Origin of the sequence: Chryseobacterium sp. POE27 (assembly GCF_039727685.1) — a bacterium.
Classification (GTDB): domain Bacteria; phylum Bacteroidota; class Bacteroidia; order Flavobacteriales; family Weeksellaceae; genus Chryseobacterium.
In genome coordinates this window covers 222971-242972 of the sequence record NZ_CP152475.1, presented here as the reverse complement: position 1 = coordinate 242972, position 20002 = coordinate 222971, and the positions used below count along the sequence as shown (strand labels likewise).

The following is a 20002-nucleotide window of genomic DNA, read 5'->3' as shown; positions in this document are numbered from 1 at the left end:
TTATTTGATTAGTTTAGTATTATTTTTCTTGTAGATCTTTGCATCGAACTTATAATATCTTGCAGCACGGTGCGAAACGTTTTTCTCAATCTCATCCAACGGTACAATATAGTTGAAGGATGATATTTTTTTATGAAAATTTTTAATGTCAATATATTTTTCACTTAATGCGCTGTAAAGCTGGTACAGTTGCCTGATCGTAAACCTCTTCGGCAGCAGCTCAAAAATAATGGAGAAGTCGGATTCTATCCACTTTCTGATCTCCACCAGCGATTCGCTGATAATCTTATTATGATCGAACGGCAAGGTCGGCACTTCATCAATCGGAAACCAGTCTACTGTGTCATATTTTGTGCTGTTGATCTTATGATCGATCTTACAGAGCGATAAATATGCTACTGTAATGATCCTGTCTATATGATGCTTATACTCCTTTCCCATCCATTTTATATCATGTTCATTGTTGGCACGACTGGGATCTGCAAAACATTTGAACTGCTTAAGGACCATTTTCCTGATTCCTGTCAACTCGTGAAGTACTCTTTCAGCGGCATCATCTACATCTTCATCACTAAAAATCAAACTGCCCGGTAGTTTTCTCTGTCTTTCCAAAGGGATCTCATCCACATGTCGCTGAACCAATAAAATATTTAGGCGGTTTTCGAGATCAAATCCGAATACTACACAATCTACAGATACATACGTATGAATAAAGTTAGGGCTCATTTAATTGTTAACATTTATGTAACATCACAAATATAAAAATTCAAATGAATAAAAAAAATAAATTTACTGCTATTACCTACATATCAATAATTTACATATCGATTTTTTATGATAACAATTGTATATAAAATATGATAAGGTTATCATATTTTATATACTTATTCTGATCTTAAAATATGAGTTTACAACACTTTGTAAAAAAAATGTTAAAAAATAATAATGAAATTTTCCTTACAAAATACTATGATAAGAAACGTTAAAAAAAATATTAACTTTTTTTATTAAAAAGTGTAAAAAAAACACTTTTAAGGGTTAAAATACTCAAAAAAATCGTTTTTTTCTTTACCGTTTTTATACCCAAGATCATAAAATTATGCTAAAAAGGAAATATTAATGAAAGTTTGTAAATTAATTTATGATAACATACCGTTGAACAAATTTAACCTTAAATATACCCTGTATTCTGCACGCATTTACAGCAGATCAAAAGAAGAAGCAGAAGTTTATTATTTCCTTACATTCCATTAAGCATATAAAAAAATAATAATTTAATGTGAGTATAATTTTACATTGGAATTGTTTGTATGGCACAACTTCTGATATAGAAAAGGCAACACTAAAATCAAAAAATTATGTCTATAAAAATACAAGTTGCCATATGCAAGGATTGCAATGGCTATTACTGCGCGGCTCCTTTAGAAAAAAAAGACGTTCATCACCCTGAAATCATCGATCATTTTTTTTATCATGGTGAGCCATGGTTTACTCTTGATAAAAGTACTTTTGCAAAGTTTAAAAACTATGAAAATTCGGAAATCGTAATCGTTGATCTTCATCAGCATCAAAAGCAGGATCACCAGTATTGCAGATGTACAAAGAGGAAAACAGTTTCTAAAAAGAAATATGCCCACAGCGTTACCAGAAAGCAAAAAAGAGGTTGTTTTTGTAGAGAAAAACGATGCTGATACTGATATTTATTTTAAAGATTTATATTATACTTATAATAATTTCCATGGTTTAAATACCAATAGTTATAGTAACTCTAACAGGAAGTTTCATTAAGATGTTTCAGCAGCTTCAAAAGAGCTCTTTAGAATAAAAAAAGCCAGAGATAATTTGAATTATCTCTGGCTTGTATTTTCCGGACTAGTATTAATTTTAGTTTTATTAGGTGTCTTTTATGAATAATTAAATTATTCAATGGTAGGTGTGTGGTGTGGTTTACGAAACTAAAATCTTTTTTATTTGAAAAAACATTAACCATGACTTTTTCAATTCTGCTTCGATCAGCATCTGTCAAATTAGATCCCGAAGGAAGGCATAAACTAGTATTGAAGAGTGTTTCTGCAAAGTTACCTCCATAATACGGTGCATCTTTGAAAACAGGCTGCATATGCATTGGTTTCCATATAGGACGTGATTCTATATGATCTTCTAAAAATGCCAGGCGAAGATCTTCGTGGCTTTTTGATGCTAATTTCTTATCAACCGTAATTACAGACAGCCAGTGATTGCTGTAAAAATCTCCGTTCGGCTCGGAAAAAAGTTCAATACCATCCATATCTTTAGTAACATCAGCATAGAAATCGTGCATTTTTCTGCGGCCTTCTACTCTGCTGTTCAGAACTTCCATCTGACCTCTTCCGATTCCTGCACATATATTGCTCATTCTGTAATTGTATCCGATCTCAGAATGCTGATAGTGTGGTGCTTTATCCCGTGCCTGTGTAGAAAGGAATACAGCCCTGTCCTTATCTTCTTTAGAATGGCAAACCAATGCTCCCCCACCCGAAGTAGTGATGATTTTATTACCATTAAAAGATAAGATCCCGAAACGTCCGAATGTTCCGCACGTTCTGCCCTTATAGGTTGATCCTAATGATTCGGCAGCATCTTCAATCAAAGGAATATCAAACTCTGAAGCTACTGCTAAAATTTCATCCATTTTGGCGGGCATTCCATAAAGATTGACCGCAATGATTGCTTTTGGCTTTTTCCCTTTGGCAATTCTATCCTTCACTGCCTCCCTTAAAGCTACAGGACACATATTCCAAGTGTCCTTTTCTGAATCTACGAATACCGGAGTTGCCCCAAGATACACGATAGGATTAGCAGATGCTGAAAACGTTAAAGACTGGCAGATCACTTCATCTCCATACCCTACATTACATTCAATTAATGCAAGGTGTAAAGCCGCCGTACCTGAAGAAAGAGCTGCGACCTTTGTTTTCTGATTTAAAAAATTTTCCAAATCACCTTCAAAACCATTTACATTGGGTCCAAGAGGAGCAATCCAATTGGTCTCAAAAGCCTGGTTGATATACTTTAGCTCTCCACCTCCCATGTGAGGTGAAGAAAGCCATACCTCGATGTTCATACTCAATTTTTATTTTTATTATTTATAATTCGGTAACTTTTATTACTTTACCAGGGTTTCCGACCACTGTTGCGCCGTCAGGAATATCACTGATGATAACTGCTCCTGCCCCGATAGTACACCATTTTCCTATTCTTATGCCCTGGATTACGCTTACTCCTAATCCAACATGTGTTCCTTCTCCTACATAAACGCTTCCTCCCAATGCAGCATTTGGTGAAATATGCACAAAATCTTCAATAACACAATCATGATCTATTGATGAATTGGTATTGATAATACAATGCTTTCCTATACTCACTGCAGAGTTGATGCTGACTCCTGACATGACAACTGTTCCTTCTTCTATATCTACTCTTTTGGAGACCGATGATTTCGGATGAAGTAAGGTAACATAAGTAAATAACGTATTCTGGTCAACAATATTCTTTCTACCCTATTATTTTCTATTGAAATGATGATATCTATTTCTGATAGCGGCTCATGAAATTACAGAATAATAGTAATGTAGCTTTAGATATATTTCATTTATAAACTAATAATGTGGTATCTTTTTTCTTCTGCAACTTCAGCAACTACCTTGCCATGGTCACTTGTTCCGTATACAATACATGTTGTTATGTTAATTATTTCCGTTAAAAACCTCTGTCGTTGCCTGCCCTTCCTTATTAATTCCTTCTTTTTTAAAAACTTTCTTAAAAGTGAGAAATATAATTTTGCAATCCAATACAAAAGACAAATGATCGATGTACCATACATCCAGTTCAAATTTCTTTGCCCATGAAATAGCATTTCTTCCGTTTACCTGTGCCCATCCGGTAATTCCCGGGCGAACTTCGTGTCTGCGTTTCTGAGACTCGTTATATAAAGGCAGATACTGTGGCAATAAGGGCCGGGGACCTATCAACGACATATCCCCTTTCAACACATTGATAAGCTGAGGAATTTCATCAAGAGAAGTCTGACGTACGAAACTACCAACTTTAGTAAGTCTCTCTGAATCTGATAACAAATTACCATGACTGTCTTTTTTATCTGTCATCGTTTTGAACTTAATGATCCTGAACAGTTTCTCATTAAGCCCCGGTCTTGTCTGAAAAAAGAATGGTTTACCATCATTCTGAAAATATAAGATAATCAGAACGATCACGAAAACAGGCGATAGTACAATTAAGCCCGTAAAAGCGATCAGAAAATCGATCATTCTTTTTATCAAATTTTTATACATCTATCTTTTCTCTTTAAGCAATGTTTTGGTTATCCGTCCCAGATTAAGAATCCTTACAACAGAAATCGGATTTTCGGTAATAATGGAATTTCAGCAACAAAGCTGAGACTTTTAAATTAAACAACAATTTTTAATTTTTACTTATTACAATCATTAGGCTTCAAATAACCAAATTGTGATAACTAATAATAAATCTTCACCGTATTATAATCTGGAATCACAATCTTCCAGAATTCCTTTTACATCATAAATTACTCCATTCTCCTTTAAATAATCATTAAGATTCAGGCTCATGAATTCTTTATGGGCAACGGTAAGAATAATAGCATCAAATTTCTGATCAGGAATTTCATTAGCTACTGTAAGTCCATATTCGTGCGCTACTTCTTCAGGATTAGCCCATGGGTCGAATGTAGTTACTTTCAAAGAATAATCTTCAAGTCCATGGATTACATCAACAGCTTTTGTATTTCGTACATCCGGACAATTTTCTTTAAATGTTATCCCAAGATTTAAAACTTCACCACCGTTAATGCTGATATTCTTCTTAATCATACATTTCACGAGCTGAGAAGCGACATACTGTCCCATAGAATCATTCAGACGACGTCCCGCCAATATGATTTCCGGATGATAACCATGTTCCTGCGCTTTCTGTGCAAGGTAATAAGGGTCTACCCCAATGCAGTGGCCTCCTACCAGTCCCGGTTTGAAAGGTAAAAAGTTCCATTTGGTTCCCGCTGCCTTTAAAACTTCATGCGTATCAATTTCTAATAAATTGAAAATTTTAGCCAGTTCATTTACAAAAGCAATATTGATATCTCTTTGAGAATTTTCAATTACTTTAGCAGCTTCAGCAACTTTAATAGTTGGAGCAAGATGAGTACCTGCTACGATCACCGATTTATAAATATTATTTACTATTTCACCAATTTCAGGTGTGGAACCAGATGTCACTTTAAGAATTTTTTCTACCGTATGCTCTTTATCCCCCGGATTAATGCGTTCCGGAGAATAGCCTGCAAAGAAATCTTCGTTAAATTTCATTCCTGAAACTCTTTCCAGAACCGGAATACATTCTTCCTCCGTTACTCCAGGATATACAGTAGATTCATAAATGACAATGTCTCCCTTAGAAAGTACTTTTGCTACAGTCTCCGATGATTTATACAACGGTGTCAGATCGGGACGATTATGTTTATCAACAGGAGTTGGAACGGTTACTACATATATATTTGCTTCTTTAATATCCTGTATATCTGAAGAGCCAAAAAAACCATTTTCATTACCGTTAAACGGATTTCTGTCTATTAAAACAGACTTTAAAACTTCAGTTTCCACTTCTAGCGTGCTGTCTGTTCCTGATCTTAATTCTTCGATTCTATTCTGATTGATATCAAATCCTACCACCGGATATTGAGTTGCAAATAAACGAGCCAATGGTAAACCTACGTAACCAAGACCGATAACGGCAATTTTATATTGTTTTTCCACAAAGATTTTATTTAATTATTTACTTTAAATTTTCCCAATACCATGTAATGGCTTCTTTCAGACCATTTCCAATAGTATGGCTGGGCTTATATCCCAAAAGGTTCTGAGCTTTTTCTATAGACGCCAGCGAATGCGGAATATCTCCAACACGGTTGGGACCATGTACGATTTCGATATCAGCAATATTCCCGTCGTATTCACTTAGGTATTTTTTAATATAATGTACGAGGTCATTTAATGTGGTACGGTCACCAACTGCTGTATTATACACTGTATTAACAGCTTCAGGATTGTTTGTAAGCATAGCCAGCTCATTCATCTGAATCACATTGTCGATATAGGTAAAATCACGTGAATAATCCCCGGTTCCGTTAATTTTAGGAGACTGATGATTCATCAGCTGTTTTACAAACAAAGGAATTACAGCGGCATAAGTTCCGTTGGGATCCTGTCTGCGGCCAAATACGTTGAAATATCTAAGACCTACACATTCTATTCCGTAGGTTTTAGAAAAAACATCTGCATACAATTCATTTACATATTTGGTAATCGCATACGGAGATAGTGGTTTTCCTATAACTTCTTCCACCTTCGGAAGTGATGCGGAATCACCATAAGTAGAAGAGGAAGCAGCGTACACGAAACGTTTCACTTTGGCATCTCTTGCAGCAACGAGCATGTTCAGAAACCCTGAAACATTTACTTCATTGCTTGTAATGGGATCATTGATTGATCTTGGAACAGAACCTAATGCGGCCTGATGCAAGACATAATCTACATTCTCTACAGCTGCCTTACAGGTTTCGAGATCACAGATACTCCCCTCGATCAGTTTGTAATTCGGATTTTTTAAAAAAGCTTCGATATTGTATCGATGTCCTGTTGAAAAATTATCAAGACAAACTATCTCATATCCTTTATTTAAAAAATATTCCGTAAGGTTGGAGCCTATAAATCCTGCTCCACCCGTAATTAAAATTTTACCCATTTTTATGATTTAAAAATTTTATTCCACCAGCTTTTTTTAGTTTCTTTGTCATTATAGCCGTATCCATATCCATAATTGTAACCGTATCCATACCCTCTTGCGCTTTTTGAAATATCGTTTATAACAAAAGAAACATTCTTTAATTTTGATTCTTTCACGAGATCCTGAGCAAAATCAATAAGTACTTTTCGTGAAACTCCTGATCTTACCACATACAATGTTGCATCTGCAACATCTGCTATACTTAGGGTATCTGAAACCAGCATAAGTGGTGCCGAGTCAATAATAATATATGCATATTCGGATGACATCTGCTCTATCAGTTTCTGGTATCGACCATTAGAAAGAAGTTCCTGAGGATTTGGAGGAATAGTACCTGCATAAATCACATCACAATAAGGATTTGTATAGGATGTATGAATAAGATCATGCACATTTACCGACTCATCATATAAGAATTCTGTAAGACCCTTTCTTTTTACGGGTTCGCTGTCATATCTCTGGATCTGTGGGTTTCTGATATCCGAACCTATCAACAACGCCCTACCGTTTTTATTTCCTACCGTTAACGCAAGATTTACAGAAACCAAGGTTTTTCCTTCTCCTTTTACAGATGATGTCACTATAATAACTTTGGCCGAATCTTTTTTAGGAAGTATAAATTTAAGATTGGAAACCAATATACGGAATGACTCTGCCAGTTCTGAAAAGTCGTTTCTCTGTATCAAATGATTATCATCAACTTTCAATGAAGGTATGTCAACCAAAATTCCAAGATTAGACCGTTCTTTAATATCTTCTCTTGTGTAAATCTTATCATCTAAAATAAAAAGCAAGTAAAAAATAGCGAAAGGGATGAGCAAGCCAAGCAGAAATGCACCGATGATGATGATATCTTTTTTTGGAGAAACAGGAATATCATCTGTATATGCCGGATTTACAATTTTAGCCTTAGGAACATCGACAGATAAATTGATCGCATTTTCTTCCCTTTTCTGAAGAAGAAATAAGAAAAGTTGCTCTTTCAGATTCTGCTGACGTTCTATACCCCTGTAAATTTTAGATTGTCCCGGTACCTTATCTATAGCACTATTATTCGTCGAGATCTGGTTCTGCAACTGAGAAATAGTGGCTTTTACCGCATCTTTCTGCTCACGAATATTATCACGGATAATATCTTTAAGGGAAGCAATTTCCCTGTTCATTTCGATTACGGCAGGATTTTCATTCGTTGCCTGCTTCAGCGTTTTATTCCTGCTGATGAGAAGAAGGTTATATTGAGATATTGTTTGCTCCAAAGAAGGATTAAGCCCAAGATTAGAAGGCATAAGCTGATTATTTCCTTTTGAAGCTTCTGTAGTAAGAGAATTCAGAAGATCAAGTTGTGCCTGCTGCTGAAGAAGTGCTTTTGTATTCTCACTGGTATTTTGTAGAGCCAGCTCAGCCTGAGCCTGAAGGTCAAAAATACGATTTTTGTTCTGGAAGTTTTCTTTCTGGTTTTCTACACCCGAAAGATCTCGAGTAATTACCTCTAATCTTTTATCAATAAATGTTTGTGTATTACGAGCCTGAAGGTTTTTATCTTTCTGCCCATCTAAATTATACTGAAGCGTTAGCTCGTTAAGAATTGTTTCAGACTTTATAGGAACTGTTCCTATGAGACTTATATCCATCAACAAAGCTTTATCATCAGGTATATCAACTTGAATGGTTTTTTCAAGTTTTTTTACTTTCTCAATCGGGTTCCAAAAAATAATTTTATATCCAGGTTTTAGAGTATAATGAGAGTCTCTGGTTAATACCACAACACCGAAATCAAGCTTAAGAGGAACATTAAATTTCCCAGTAAACTTCCCGTGATTTTCATTAACAAGCGTAAACTCATCTCCACTGATTATCTTTAAATTATACTCTGATGATACAAATTTTTTATCAAATTTCAAAATTCTTCCTGATACAGGAACATCTGTAAATAACTGATAATCTTTAATTTCTCCTGTGTTAAAATATTCAACATTGAGATTAAGATTTTTTACAACCTGCATTAAAATTGGCCTCGAATTCACAACTGCAGCTTCGCTCTTCAATTCATCGGCATTTCCAAGTCCGATACCTAAGTTACTCAGGTCAGATAATGCTGAAGTAAGATCGTTTTCTTTTTTATCAAATTTAAGTGTTGTTTTACTTTGATATTTAGGAACACTGTATCTGAGGTAAACATATGCGCTTATCATACAAACCATAACAGATACCAGAAACCATGGCCATTTGTAAAAGTATTTTGTAATCGTACGTCTTAAATCGATCTTTTCCTCATTTTCCTGAAGTTCTATCTGCTGCATATATATATGGTTATCTTTTTAAAGCAATAATTAGAGTAGCTGCCGTTATTAATGTACCTATAATCTGGAAAGTAAGCGCCCTGTTAGGATTTGAGTTTGCCTGAATCTGCTTATTCTTATCTGGTTGTACATATAATACGTCGTTTTGCTTCATATAATAATAAGGAGAACTTACAATATCCGCTCTGCTAAGATCCAGATTGACAATTTCGTCATTACCATCGTCTTGCGTACGGATGAGCTTTACATTGGTGCGGTCTCCAAAATCTGTCATGTCGCCCGCAAGGCCAAGAGCCTGAAAAACATTTATTTTTTGTGATAAGCTTTCTTTCTGTCCCGGTGCTTTTACTTCACCCAAAACACTTACATTGAAGTTTTTGAGCGTAATTGTAACCAAGGGATCCGTGAGATATCTTTTTAAACGTGATTCCAAATCTTGTTTCAGCTGTATTTGAGTCATCCCTTTTGTATATATACTTCCCAAGACAGGAAAGTTAATATAACCTTCTTCATTGACCAAATATTCACTCGGCTGTACATATTGATTCATTGCTGAATTTCCTTCACTTCCAACTTTATTTGCAGTATTAAGGTTAAAGGGCTTCACAGCAGCTTCATCAAGTGCGGAAACAAGAATAAGAAGAACATCTCCTTCCTGGATGTGTAAACCCTGAAATTTCGCTTTGGCGACTTCCTCTTCCATATTGCTTTTCGACATATACACCATATTCTGTTTGGGCTTGCATGATAATAAAGTAATAGATACTAATATCAGAAGAGTGATAATATTTCTGTTCATATGTAATTTTAATCTACTGTGGTAACGCTCTCAATTTTTAGATTTTCAATGAGCGAACTAAATATTTTTATGGTTAATATACTATTTTATAATAAATGTAAAATTTGCAACGCGTATCTTAATCAATTTGTTTGCCGAAATAATGTTTTAATGTAAAATTTAAACATAATATTCGTAATTACCAGATAAACAACCAAATTAAATTATGTTAACCTTCGCGGAATTTATATAAATATTTTTTGAAATTAATTTTTGTTCATTTATTAGATTACCATTTATTATCAATTTTATTTTATGTTTTAAAATATTAATACAAAGCTTTCTGCTGTAATGGCAAACATTCACTATAAAAATCCGATACAAAAACATTCTCCAAAAATGCATTTCAGAGTTTAATTTTCGCCAAGAATAAGAAAAATTTAAATAAGAAAAAGTATTTGAAAGAAAAATTAAAACTGGTGAATACATATGGAAGCACTCCAGCTCCCTAATATTAAAAAGATTTTTACCCAAAAGAGTATTAAAACAAAGGTACAACAGTTTCATTTTAACAGTATATGATTTCAGTACCCAAATATAACAATTATGTACAGATTAATGATAATTAATTTATACTGTCAAGACGGTACGAATATTGTCTTTAATTCAACTCAAGATCAAAAAAAATCCAACACCGCAAATATACATATTTTCCCGATATAGGGAATTTGTAAACTTAATTTAATTCTTGGAAAAAGTGAAAAATATAATGATTATAAAAATAGTAAAAGATTTTTTTTACAAGCCAAATCTTGTTCTTATCCAATATAAAACATATTTTCTTTATCAGATATACATGAGAGATAAAAATTTCACCTGTCAGGACGATCTTTCGCGCGAATACGGTACCATATATAGAATAAATTCGGTATCATTTTAACAAAACTTATATCATCAAATGGCGATGTAAGTGTATATCAAGCAAAAATAACAATTAATGTAAAATACTATTATTCTCGTCTTGAAATCTACATACCGTCGGAAAAGTTTGATTTTCCTTTATTTAAGAACTTTCAGATATGTTATTTCTTTCATTATAACAAGAAATAAGATTTCATATTTATAAAATAAATTAAAAATTGGAACTGCCGAAATAATTCAATATTGATATAGAATTATCTCTAATCAAATAATATTTATAGCATAATGCAAAAAATTATATTAGTCGGGTACTAATTTACCACAATATAAAATGTATATAATTACAGATCAGTTAAAAGATATTGGCTTCAGTGTAAATCGATTGGATCATATAATTAAAAGAAACAATAACAAAAGAAAGCTGAATACTCTGGAATTTTATTGTATTTATATCGTCATGCAGAATATTCGTCTCACGGTTGAAAATATCGCCCATGACATCGAAGCAGGCAATATTGTTTTCGTAGGGCCCCAAAAGGATGTTGAGTTTGGCCCGTCCCGAGGCCATGATGTTTTAATCGTTGTTTTTTCGACAACTTTTTATGAAAGGTCTGTAAAAGACTCACTTTTCCTGAATTCACAGCTTTTTTTCAATTACAATTCTGATATATTTATCGCCCCTTTTGTCAACAAGGAAGAAATGCGTGTGGTTTTTATGGATCGAATGGAAAGTTTTCGAAAGAAAGATAAAAGTCTTTATGTCTCGGCGGCACACAATGCTATTGAGAGACTGATTTTAGACGCATTTTTGCACATTCCTACGGAAGAGGTAAAAAAAGATGTAAAATTTGATTATCTTTATTGCGTTAATCGGTTCAAGATCGTACTCCAAAGGGATTACAAAATTTCAAAAAAGGTTTCCCATTATGCCAGCGAGCTGAATATAACCCCCAGAAAGCTTACTGAAATGACAGAATATGTTCTCGGCAAAACAGCAAAACATATTATAATAGAAAAGCTCATTCATGAGTCTAAAAAAATGTTGAGTTATTCTAATTATACCATATCTCAAATAGCTTATGAGCTGGGATTCAGCGATGAAGGAAATTTTACAAATTTTTTTAAGAAGCACACCCAAAAAAACCCTTCTGAAATGAGGAATTATTGAAAAATAATTGTATATTTGGTTAAGTAACCATAAGGTGAAAAACAAACCGATGCATATCAAATATTTTTTTATTTTAATCTGCCTCATTACTTTCACTTACTTCCGTGCACAAAACGACGGAACTACGGTTAACATACGTTTGTATCCTACTCAGACACTGACTATCAATCCTGCAGATGCAGACAAAAGTTCTTATAATGAAAGTGATGATCAGGATACAAAATTTATTATGATTTCAAGCCCTTCAGGTTTTGAGGTAAGACTGCAACATGATCTTTACAGCGGAAAAGCCGGTTTCAAAAATACAGACCAGGCCATTCTGGAAAAAGATACCATCCGCAACCTTATCAATTATAAAAAAGGAGTGATTGAAAAAATATTTGAAATTGACAGTCGTAAGAATAAAAAAAGGGACTTATCTAAAGATCAGAATTATTACATTTTAACGATGATGTCAAATTAATAAAGAAAAAATTACAATTAAAATTATATTTTTTTATATTTAACCATTTATTAATTTTCTATACATAATTTATTAATAATACTTTTATCATAAAATATTATTATTTGTGGAGTTATTTTTCTTTTCATAATTAATTTTTATTGAATATCCAATAAAAACAATTACTGTATATCGCTAATTCTCAGCGACAAAAATTACAAATTATTAGCAATTTTTCACAATAATGCTCTGATTTGAAGTCTATACATTTGCATCATATTTTTGAACTAATAACATTAAAAAATAATCGCATTTATGAAAAAGTGTATTCTAGCATCATTTGTTCTATTCGGATTTGCAACAATCGCTGCACAAACCGTTACTCTAAACGTAAGATTAAAGCCTATTCAGACTTTGGTCGTTAACAACTCACAAAAAATCGTTAACTTAGACTACGTAACTAAAGATGACTATGCTAATGGTGTATCATCCCTTAACGCTGACCACTTGAGCATTTACAGTACCGGAGGATTCCAGGTGAAAGTAAAAGCTGCTAACTCGGCTTTACAAAACGGAAATAAAAACATTCAGGCTAACACTATCCAGATTAAAGCCAGCGCAGGTACTGATGCCGTAAACGGAGCACAATATACACAAGGTGCTACTCTATCTGCTAACGAAACTACTTTAGTAACTTCCACTTCAGGAGGTGTTGACAAGAAAATCAACATCGAATACAAAGGTGCAGGTGCTAATGCATACCTAGACAACTATATTGCAGGACAGGATCCTACGGTATATACTACTGAACTTACCTACACTATTATTGCACAATAAGATACTGTAGATTATAATAAAAATAGAATGCTACAAGTAATTGTGGCATTTTTTTTCTGCTGTCACAGTCTTTACTTTTACAATGAACAAGACCCACTCACTCCATTTTTTTTTCAGCTTTTTTTCTGGTTTCTTTTCTTTCAATGATTCAGGCACAGACCGGCATTTCGGTTTCGCCTCCGAGGCTGTATTTTGAATCAACCGTAGGAAACAGTAATACACAGAAAATAACGGTTACTAACGTGAGTGCAAAAAACTCTTTGGATTTGGCCATAAGCCTTGGTGACTGGGAATACAATGAGAAGGGTGAAAACATTATGTCTGCAGCCAATACCCTGAAAGTATCCTGCGCAGGATGGATCAGTGTAAAAAAAGAAGACAATTATTTTACATTAGGACCGGGAGAGAGAAGGGATATTGATGTTACCATAACAGTTCCCAGTAAACTGTCTGATACATTGGAAGCACATTCTGCAGTTTTATATGTAAACCAGATGAATCCCGTGGATGATGTAGACAGCAAAGGTGCAAAGATAAAAGTAAGTATCCGGTCAGGAATAAAAATATTCCATAAACTTCTTCCTTCGGCTAAAACAAAAAAAATAGAAATACAGAATCTGACTTTTGAGAAATCTAAAAAGCAGCTGGAACTGTTTTTCGAAAATGAAGGAAATATATGGACAGACGGTAAGGTTTTCACAGATCTTGTCAACATGGAAAATGGCAAAAAAAGTGTCTGTTGACCCTATCGTATTCTACACCATGCCGGGTAATAAAAGAGAAATGGATATTTCTCTTCCCGCAGATCTTCCGAAAGGAAAATATACAGCATCCGTGATGATCGATTACGGTGATAATAATCTTGAACTCGGCGAGTTAAATTTTATGTATGATTAAAACACTCTCACTCGTACTGTTGTTAGCAGGGCAGTTTTTATATTCACAAATTTCTTATTATTCGTGGATCAATAGCTACCTGCAAATCAATTCTTACGATGGAAATACTAATCCCGATGCCTATACCGCAATGTTAAGCGGAAACGGCAATTTCAACGTTCCCTTCTGGAGGCTGTCTGCAAAGCTTAAACAGCCGATTATGACTAATGACGGACTCTATACGATGCCCGGAAACAAAGTTTCTTTACATCCGGTTTCGTCATCAGGCCAGGCTTATCCGAATCCTGTTCCTACTATTTCACAGATTGGGATGCCTCTTAACGTGGTACTTCAGCAGGGCCAGGAAGTATTTCTGGTTCCTAAATCCAACGCGTCCCTTTACAATCAGCCTTCTCAGCAGAACGGATATTACAGCTTACAGCTAAAATTCAGTTTAAGTGTGATAGGAGGTGCCTATCTGGGCAGCTACCCTTCCTGGATCAAATTCTATGCACCTGTGGAGTTCACGTTGTATGATCAGTACAATAATGTAATCGGCAGAATGGATCATAACTTTGAGCTGCAGATCGGTACGCTTTCCGGGGTTCCTCCCATAGATGCTCCTGAGCTTTCATTGACGTTTGCTCCAAGCGCACAGAATGCGCTACTCGAATTTAAAAATATAGATGATTATACCAACGGAGTAAGCGTAACATACAATAATGCCTTAATCGTAAAAAGCAATACCAATTACCAGATTAAGCTAAAATCACTGCAATCTCAGTTTACTTCTTCCTATGGAAATACTATCCCGATTGATGCGGTGAAAATGTCTCTAAGCTCCGCAGTGGCCAATACAAGCGTTTTTCCGATCTCATTGAGCGCAGTCTCACAGCTCGTCGCCAAAGGAAATGCCACACAGGGCAATACCGTTTATTATGATGTAAAATATTCAACCATTCATAATGATGAAATCTTTATTAACGCCAAATCAGATGACTATTCAGCAACTCTTCAGTATGAGATAACACCTCAATAAAAACTCAAATGTCCTCTAATAACCTACAGAAAATTTTCATTTTATTTTTTACTTTATGCATCTCGCTTACGGTTTCAGCGCAAACAGGTAACGGTATCAGCATGGAAATCCGCGACGAATCCAGTCTGGGAAGAGATCGTATTATAAGCACCATTATTGAAATTAAAAATAATTCCCAGACCCATTTTAAAGGCAAACTGTATGTGACTGTTCCTTCAGGATTCAGAAACATTTCCGGGAATATGGCCGAAATCGATATTGATTCGGGCAGCAATATCTATCTGCCTGTGAAAATTCTGATCAACAATAACGCAGCCTCCGGGAAAAGTGAAATCAGTTTTACTATAAAAGATATAGCGGATAAAGATGTTATCAAACAGACGATCATCCACGATATCCCCGAAAACAATTCTCTGGCAATCAGTACAGATACGCCTTTAATTTACATGAGTAATGTAGCCGATTCTATCGAAGTAAGAGCGAGGGTTTCAAATTTAGGCAACAAAACTCAGCATGTTACGGTTGTATTTAAAATTCCTGAAGCAGATCAGGGAAGTTTTTTTGTGGAAAAGAAAGGCATCGTGTCAGTACAGAAAGATTCGGTGTTTATCTATCGTTTCAGGCCATCAGGCAATTTAATGAAATCACCTCAATTCAGTGTAAACATCGTCGGATTTAGAGAGCCGGATAAGGAAATTTTCGGAAACAGCATCGTATCTATTCAGAACAATTCGTCGACACAGCATTACCAGTCTTTAGACAATAACAACCTTAATTACACCAAAAACAGTATTACCACAAGCTACAGATTTCTGGGAAATCAAACCTATCTCTATCAGCTTATTGGTTCGGGAGGTTTTAATCTTCCGTCCGGATATGTTTTTATCAGAGGAAATATTTATAAAACCAATGGCCCCGAAGATCCTGTTGTTAATAATACTTTCATCTCATATCGCAGGGAAAAAAGTGAATTTACAGTCGGGAATATCAGCAAGATCATAGAACTTTCCCTCTACGGACGGGGGGCAGAATATGCTTATACTTCGCAGGATAAAAATAAAAGATTGGAAATTGGCTTCATTGATCAAAGTTTCAGTCTGATAGATCGTACCTCTTTCCTAAAATCAGGCTACGGATTTTACGTCAGAGGAACATTGGGAGCAAGCAATGCGAGCCGAAATATTTCAGCTGCATATGTATTTAGAAGTGATCCTTATGAAAAGGTAAAGCATAATTTACTGGGAACCAACTTTCAGTATGCATTTAATAAAGAATGGAATCTCAGTGCCAAATTATACAGCGGAGTCAGCATTTATGAGAGCATCAACACGACAAAGCCATCGGGGGGCTTTGGAAACCCAGTATTCCGGGACTATTAACAAGGTGAATATCAGCGGAAACTATTCTTTTAGCTCAAACTATTATCCCGGAAATCAGAGAGGTATTTTCCAGCTCCAACAAAACGTTTCAGGAAGTATATTTAATGGTCACTCTGTGTATGCGAATATGATGATTTCTAATTTTTCGCCTAAATTTTATTTCTATAACAATAATTTAGAAACCAACAGTGCAAGACTTGAAACCGGATTCAATTTTCCCAAGAGAAAGAATTTCGGATTTGGGATCAGCTTTCAGTATCAGAATGAAAATTCCAATACATATAATACTTTTTTCGGTCTTACAGAAAATAAAGAGTTGAAAGAAATGACCGCAAAAAGATTGGTTGAGCGTATAAGCTGGTCGAGTACGGATAGAAAACACTCTTCCATTATAGGTATAGAAACCGGATTGGCAAACTATCCCGACAGCGATACCGGAAAATATCAGATGAGATTTACGGGAAATTATGCTTATAAATGGCTTAATTTTCAGTTGATCTATCAGTACGGAAGCTATTATCTTTCAGAATATGCATTTTCAAAATTATTGGGAAGTACCGGCACTTACGAAAAAACATCTGCTTCAGCTTTCGTTACGCATACGATGCTTAAAGGCAAACTGAGCATCAATTCAGGATTATCATACACCGACGATACACTTTACGGAAAATCGCCTTCCGGATTTGTCAATCTGAAATACTCAAAAGAGCGTTACGGTTTTTACATGAATTCATCGTGGTTCAATTATTCCCTGAATAATTTCAGCAACAATCTTCTCACCGTTGAAGTTGGCGTTACCATCAATTTACGAAGCAATAATCTGGATTCCGGAAAGAAAAGTAATATTAAGGCTTTTGTGTATTATGACCGTAACAATAACAATGTGTATGATGAAGGAGACGAAAAAGCAGCAGGATACATCATTATGCTTAACAATATCTCGTTCAAAACCAATGAAGGCGGAAATATAGAATACAAGGCGATTCCTTACAACAAATATACTCTGAGACAGGTTATTCAGCAGGGCTGGTATTATGATGAATCTGAATTTGATGTTAATACCCATCAGTATTCTTTACAGATTCCGCTGCATCAGAACGGGACCGTTCAGGGTAGAATAAATTATGTCTATGATACCAAAAAGGCAGTTGAATTTGAACCCAAATCCGGAGGAATAGCCTTTGAAATTTATAAAAATGAAAAAATAATAAGACATGTCATTACTGACGATAACGGAGAAATCATCTCTTTCATCGAATCCGGAGACTACAAGATAAAACTGAACGAAAATTCCCTTCCATCCAATACTTACTGTGAAAATACAGTGCAGGATTTCAAAGTGGAAGCCGGAAAAATGACTCAGCTTGCCACTTTCGACATAAAAGTAAAAGAAAAGAAAATAAGAGTTAAGAAATTTGCCAGCAAATAGCCTGAAATTCACGGATTACGGCTATCGGAATCAGCAGAAAAATAAAAATTTTAACAAATGGCATATAAGATGCCCTAATTATTTTGAATTTTTTCATCTTCTGACTACATTTGTACAAATTTAAATTTATGAATTACACGCTTGATCTCAATACACAGGAGTCTGGCTCAAACCTTGTCTTTAACACGATCACATTCGATACATTTAAGGTGAATATCATTGAAAGATATACCGGAAAAATGAATTTTAATCCCAAATTATGTGAGGTTATATTTAAAGTAAGAACACTTGATGACGAACTTGTTCAAAGAAGAGATGGAAATCTGAGAGTAAAAATCAAAGACAACAATTTTGAAACGTATCAGGAATTATCAAAAATATTAAGCTCGTATAATTACAAAAACAAGCTTCTCAACAGAAAAGAGGCAGATCAGAATTACGTTCATTTTATGCTGAGTATGATCATTCAAAATTATGAGCTCAATTAATTATCCGTATTGAGTTTGGCCAAAACACATAATGATCATTAGCTGGATTATGCTTTATGCGACAGCAAAACACTGCTGTCGTATGAATGGCTGAGCTCAGATACAGATATTAACTGCTTCCCTTAAAATTATTTACCCAGTGTAAGAGTACACTAATTTCTCTTGCCCGCGAATCCTATATTTCCCATTATTCTCAGTATCATTTACTAAGATACACTCGGTGACTCTTATTTGCTGATCCTCAATTCCAACGTTTTATTTCCATTATTTTAATATTTAAAAATCGAAATCAAAACATTTATCAGTCAAAAAATGGTAATTATAACATAATTTTCATTAAATTTATTTCAACAATAAAAGAGATATTTTTAAACATTTTAAATATCTCCGGCACCACACCAAATACTATATCATGAAAAAATTATGCTTGAGTCTATTATTAGTCACTCTTACTACAGAGTTATGGACCCATTTTAAAGCCTGTACAAGGGTCGTTTATAAAGGTCCGGAAAACACCGTAATTACAGCTCGGTCGATGGATTGGCGTGATGAAATACCCGCCAATATCTGGATTCTCCCCAAAGGAACAGAAAGAAATGGCGAAATAGGACCACTCTCCATGAAATGGAAATCAAAGTATGGCAGTGTTGTCAGTACTTCCTGGGATATTGCTACCAGCGACGGAATGAATGAAGCCGGCCTTGTAGCCAATCTCTTATGGCTCGGCGAGTCTCAATACCCTAAGTTTGATCCGAAAGGTAAACAAAAAGGAATTGCCATATCCTTGTGGGCACAATACTTTCTAGATAATTTCGGTACGGTAAAAGAAGCTGTAGATGAAGCAAAAAAAGAAAACTTTATCATTGTAAGCGATTATATTCCCGGAACGGAAAGATTTACCACCGTTCACCTTTCAATTTCAGATGCCTCAGGAGACAGTGCCGTTTTCGAGTATATTAATGGTAAATTAGTCATTCATCATTCCTCCGATTATACGGTAATGACAAACTCTCCTGTTTTTGATCAGCAGCTAGCCTTAAACAATTACTGGAAAGGAATTCCGGGAACCGTAATGCTGCCGGGAACCAACCGTGCCGCAGACCGTTTCGTAAGAGCTTCATATTACATCAATGCCATTCCCCGGACGGCAGATACCAGAACTGCAGTAGCAAGCGTTTTCAGCGTAATCCGTAACTGTTCAGTTCCGTACGGAATCTCTTCCGAAACTGAGCCAAATATTTCTTCTACAAGATGGCGTTCCGTTTCCGATCAGAAAAACCTTACCTATTATTTTGAAACCGTTTTTACACCCAATACATTTTGGGTAAATCTTAAAGAATTTGATCTGAGCAATAAAGGAAAGACCATGAAGCTTGATCTGAGCAATTTCCAAACGTATAATGGAAAGGCCAATACGAGCTTTAAAGAAGCAAAACCTTTTAAATTTTTAGGATTGAATTAATTCAGAAATAAACATCTCACTAAATATA

The 20002-nt window shown here is 35.0% G+C and carries 19 protein-coding genes; 11 read left to right on the top strand and 8 right to left on the bottom strand.

What is annotated here, in order from left to right; all coding sequences use genetic code 11:
- Entirely contained in the window at positions 1-726 is a 726-nt protein-coding gene (locus AAHI02_RS01130; protein WP_042719662.1) for an NUDIX domain-containing protein, read from the bottom strand.
- 632 nt (positions 727-1358) lie between these two features.
- On the opposite strand from AAHI02_RS01130, the gene AAHI02_RS01125 reads away from it, so the two are divergent.
- The gene (locus AAHI02_RS01125) at positions 1359-1691 is read left to right on the top strand and encodes a hypothetical protein (protein ID WP_346985051.1); all 333 of its coding nucleotides are present in this window, start codon (positions 1359-1361) and stop codon (positions 1689-1691) included.
- A 125-nt stretch (positions 1692-1816) separates the two neighbouring features.
- Here AAHI02_RS01125 and AAHI02_RS01120 read toward each other — a convergent pair whose 3' ends face one another.
- The 7 genes from AAHI02_RS01120 to AAHI02_RS01090 all read right to left on the bottom strand — a co-directional run bounded on the left by AAHI02_RS01120 (position 1817) and on the right by AAHI02_RS01090 (position 9954).
- Complete coding sequence (locus AAHI02_RS01120; RefSeq protein WP_346985050.1) at positions 1817-3103, bottom strand: DegT/DnrJ/EryC1/StrS family aminotransferase; 1287 nt, start codon at positions 3101-3103, stop codon at positions 1817-1819.
- Positions 3104-3125: 22 nt separating this feature from the next.
- Positions 3126-3452 (bottom strand): hypothetical protein, encoded by a 327-nt coding sequence (locus tag AAHI02_RS01115; RefSeq protein WP_346986652.1) that lies wholly within the window; start codon positions 3450-3452, stop codon positions 3126-3128.
- Between the two features lie 273 nt (positions 3453-3725).
- Entirely contained in the window at positions 3726-4331 is a 606-nt protein-coding gene (locus AAHI02_RS01110; RefSeq protein WP_346985049.1) for a sugar transferase, read from the bottom strand.
- A gap of 204 nt (positions 4332-4535) precedes the next feature.
- Positions 4536-5825, bottom strand: a complete 1290-nt coding sequence (locus AAHI02_RS01105; RefSeq protein ID WP_346985048.1) for a nucleotide sugar dehydrogenase — start codon at positions 5823-5825, stop codon at positions 4536-4538.
- Between the two features lie 19 nt (positions 5826-5844).
- Positions 5845-6813, bottom strand: coding sequence for an SDR family oxidoreductase (locus AAHI02_RS01100; protein ID WP_346985047.1), 969 nt, complete (start codon positions 6811-6813; stop codon positions 5845-5847).
- A gap of 2 nt (positions 6814-6815) precedes the next feature.
- Positions 6816-9155, bottom strand: coding sequence for a polysaccharide biosynthesis tyrosine autokinase (locus AAHI02_RS01095; RefSeq protein ID WP_346985046.1), 2340 nt, complete (start codon positions 9153-9155; stop codon positions 6816-6818).
- Positions 9156-9165: 10 nt separating this feature from the next.
- On the bottom strand, positions 9166-9954 hold the full coding sequence (locus AAHI02_RS01090; RefSeq protein ID WP_346985045.1) for a polysaccharide biosynthesis/export family protein: 789 nt from the start codon (positions 9952-9954) through the stop codon (positions 9166-9168).
- Between the two features lie 1231 nt (positions 9955-11185).
- On the opposite strand from AAHI02_RS01090, the gene AAHI02_RS01085 reads away from it, so the two are divergent.
- The 10 genes from AAHI02_RS01085 (at position 11186) to AAHI02_RS01040 (ending at position 19974) form a co-directional block, all read left to right on the top strand.
- Positions 11186-12022: a helix-turn-helix domain-containing protein gene (locus tag AAHI02_RS01085; protein WP_346985044.1), complete on the top strand. Its 837-nt coding sequence runs from the start codon at positions 11186-11188 to the stop codon at positions 12020-12022.
- 49 nt (positions 12023-12071) lie between these two features.
- Entirely contained in the window at positions 12072-12485 is a 414-nt protein-coding gene (locus AAHI02_RS01080) for a hypothetical protein (RefSeq protein ID WP_346985043.1), read from the top strand.
- Positions 12486-12779: 294 nt separating this feature from the next.
- A complete protein-coding gene (locus tag AAHI02_RS01075; protein WP_346985042.1) occupies positions 12780-13301 on the top strand; it encodes a hypothetical protein in 522 nt (173 codons plus the stop codon).
- Positions 13302-13444: 143 nt separating this feature from the next.
- Positions 13445-14044, top strand: coding sequence for a molecular chaperone (locus tag AAHI02_RS01070; RefSeq protein ID WP_346985041.1), 600 nt, complete (start codon positions 13445-13447; stop codon positions 14042-14044).
- Entirely contained in the window at positions 14022-14198 is a 177-nt protein-coding gene (locus tag AAHI02_RS01065) for a hypothetical protein (protein ID WP_346985040.1), read from the top strand. Before AAHI02_RS01070 ends, AAHI02_RS01065 begins: the two co-directional genes overlap by 23 nt.
- A complete protein-coding gene (locus tag AAHI02_RS01060; protein WP_346985039.1) occupies positions 14191-15216 on the top strand; it encodes a hypothetical protein in 1026 nt (341 codons plus the stop codon). The genes AAHI02_RS01065 and AAHI02_RS01060 overlap by 8 nt, the downstream gene beginning before the upstream one ends.
- An 8-nt stretch (positions 15217-15224) precedes the next feature.
- Complete coding sequence (locus tag AAHI02_RS01055; protein WP_346985038.1) at positions 15225-16595, top strand: hypothetical protein; 1371 nt, start codon at positions 15225-15227, stop codon at positions 16593-16595.
- Positions 16501-18024, top strand: a complete 1524-nt coding sequence (locus AAHI02_RS01050) for a hypothetical protein (RefSeq protein ID WP_346985037.1) — start codon at positions 16501-16503, stop codon at positions 18022-18024. The genes AAHI02_RS01055 and AAHI02_RS01050 overlap by 95 nt, the downstream gene beginning before the upstream one ends.
- 128 nt (positions 18025-18152) lie before the next feature.
- Entirely contained in the window at positions 18153-18512 is a 360-nt protein-coding gene (locus AAHI02_RS01045) for a prevent-host-death protein (RefSeq protein ID WP_346985036.1), read from the top strand.
- A 412-nt stretch (positions 18513-18924) separates the two neighbouring features.
- Entirely contained in the window at positions 18925-19974 is a 1050-nt protein-coding gene (locus AAHI02_RS01040; protein ID WP_346985035.1) for a linear amide C-N hydrolase, read from the top strand.
- Positions 19975-20002 lie beyond the last annotated feature (28 nt).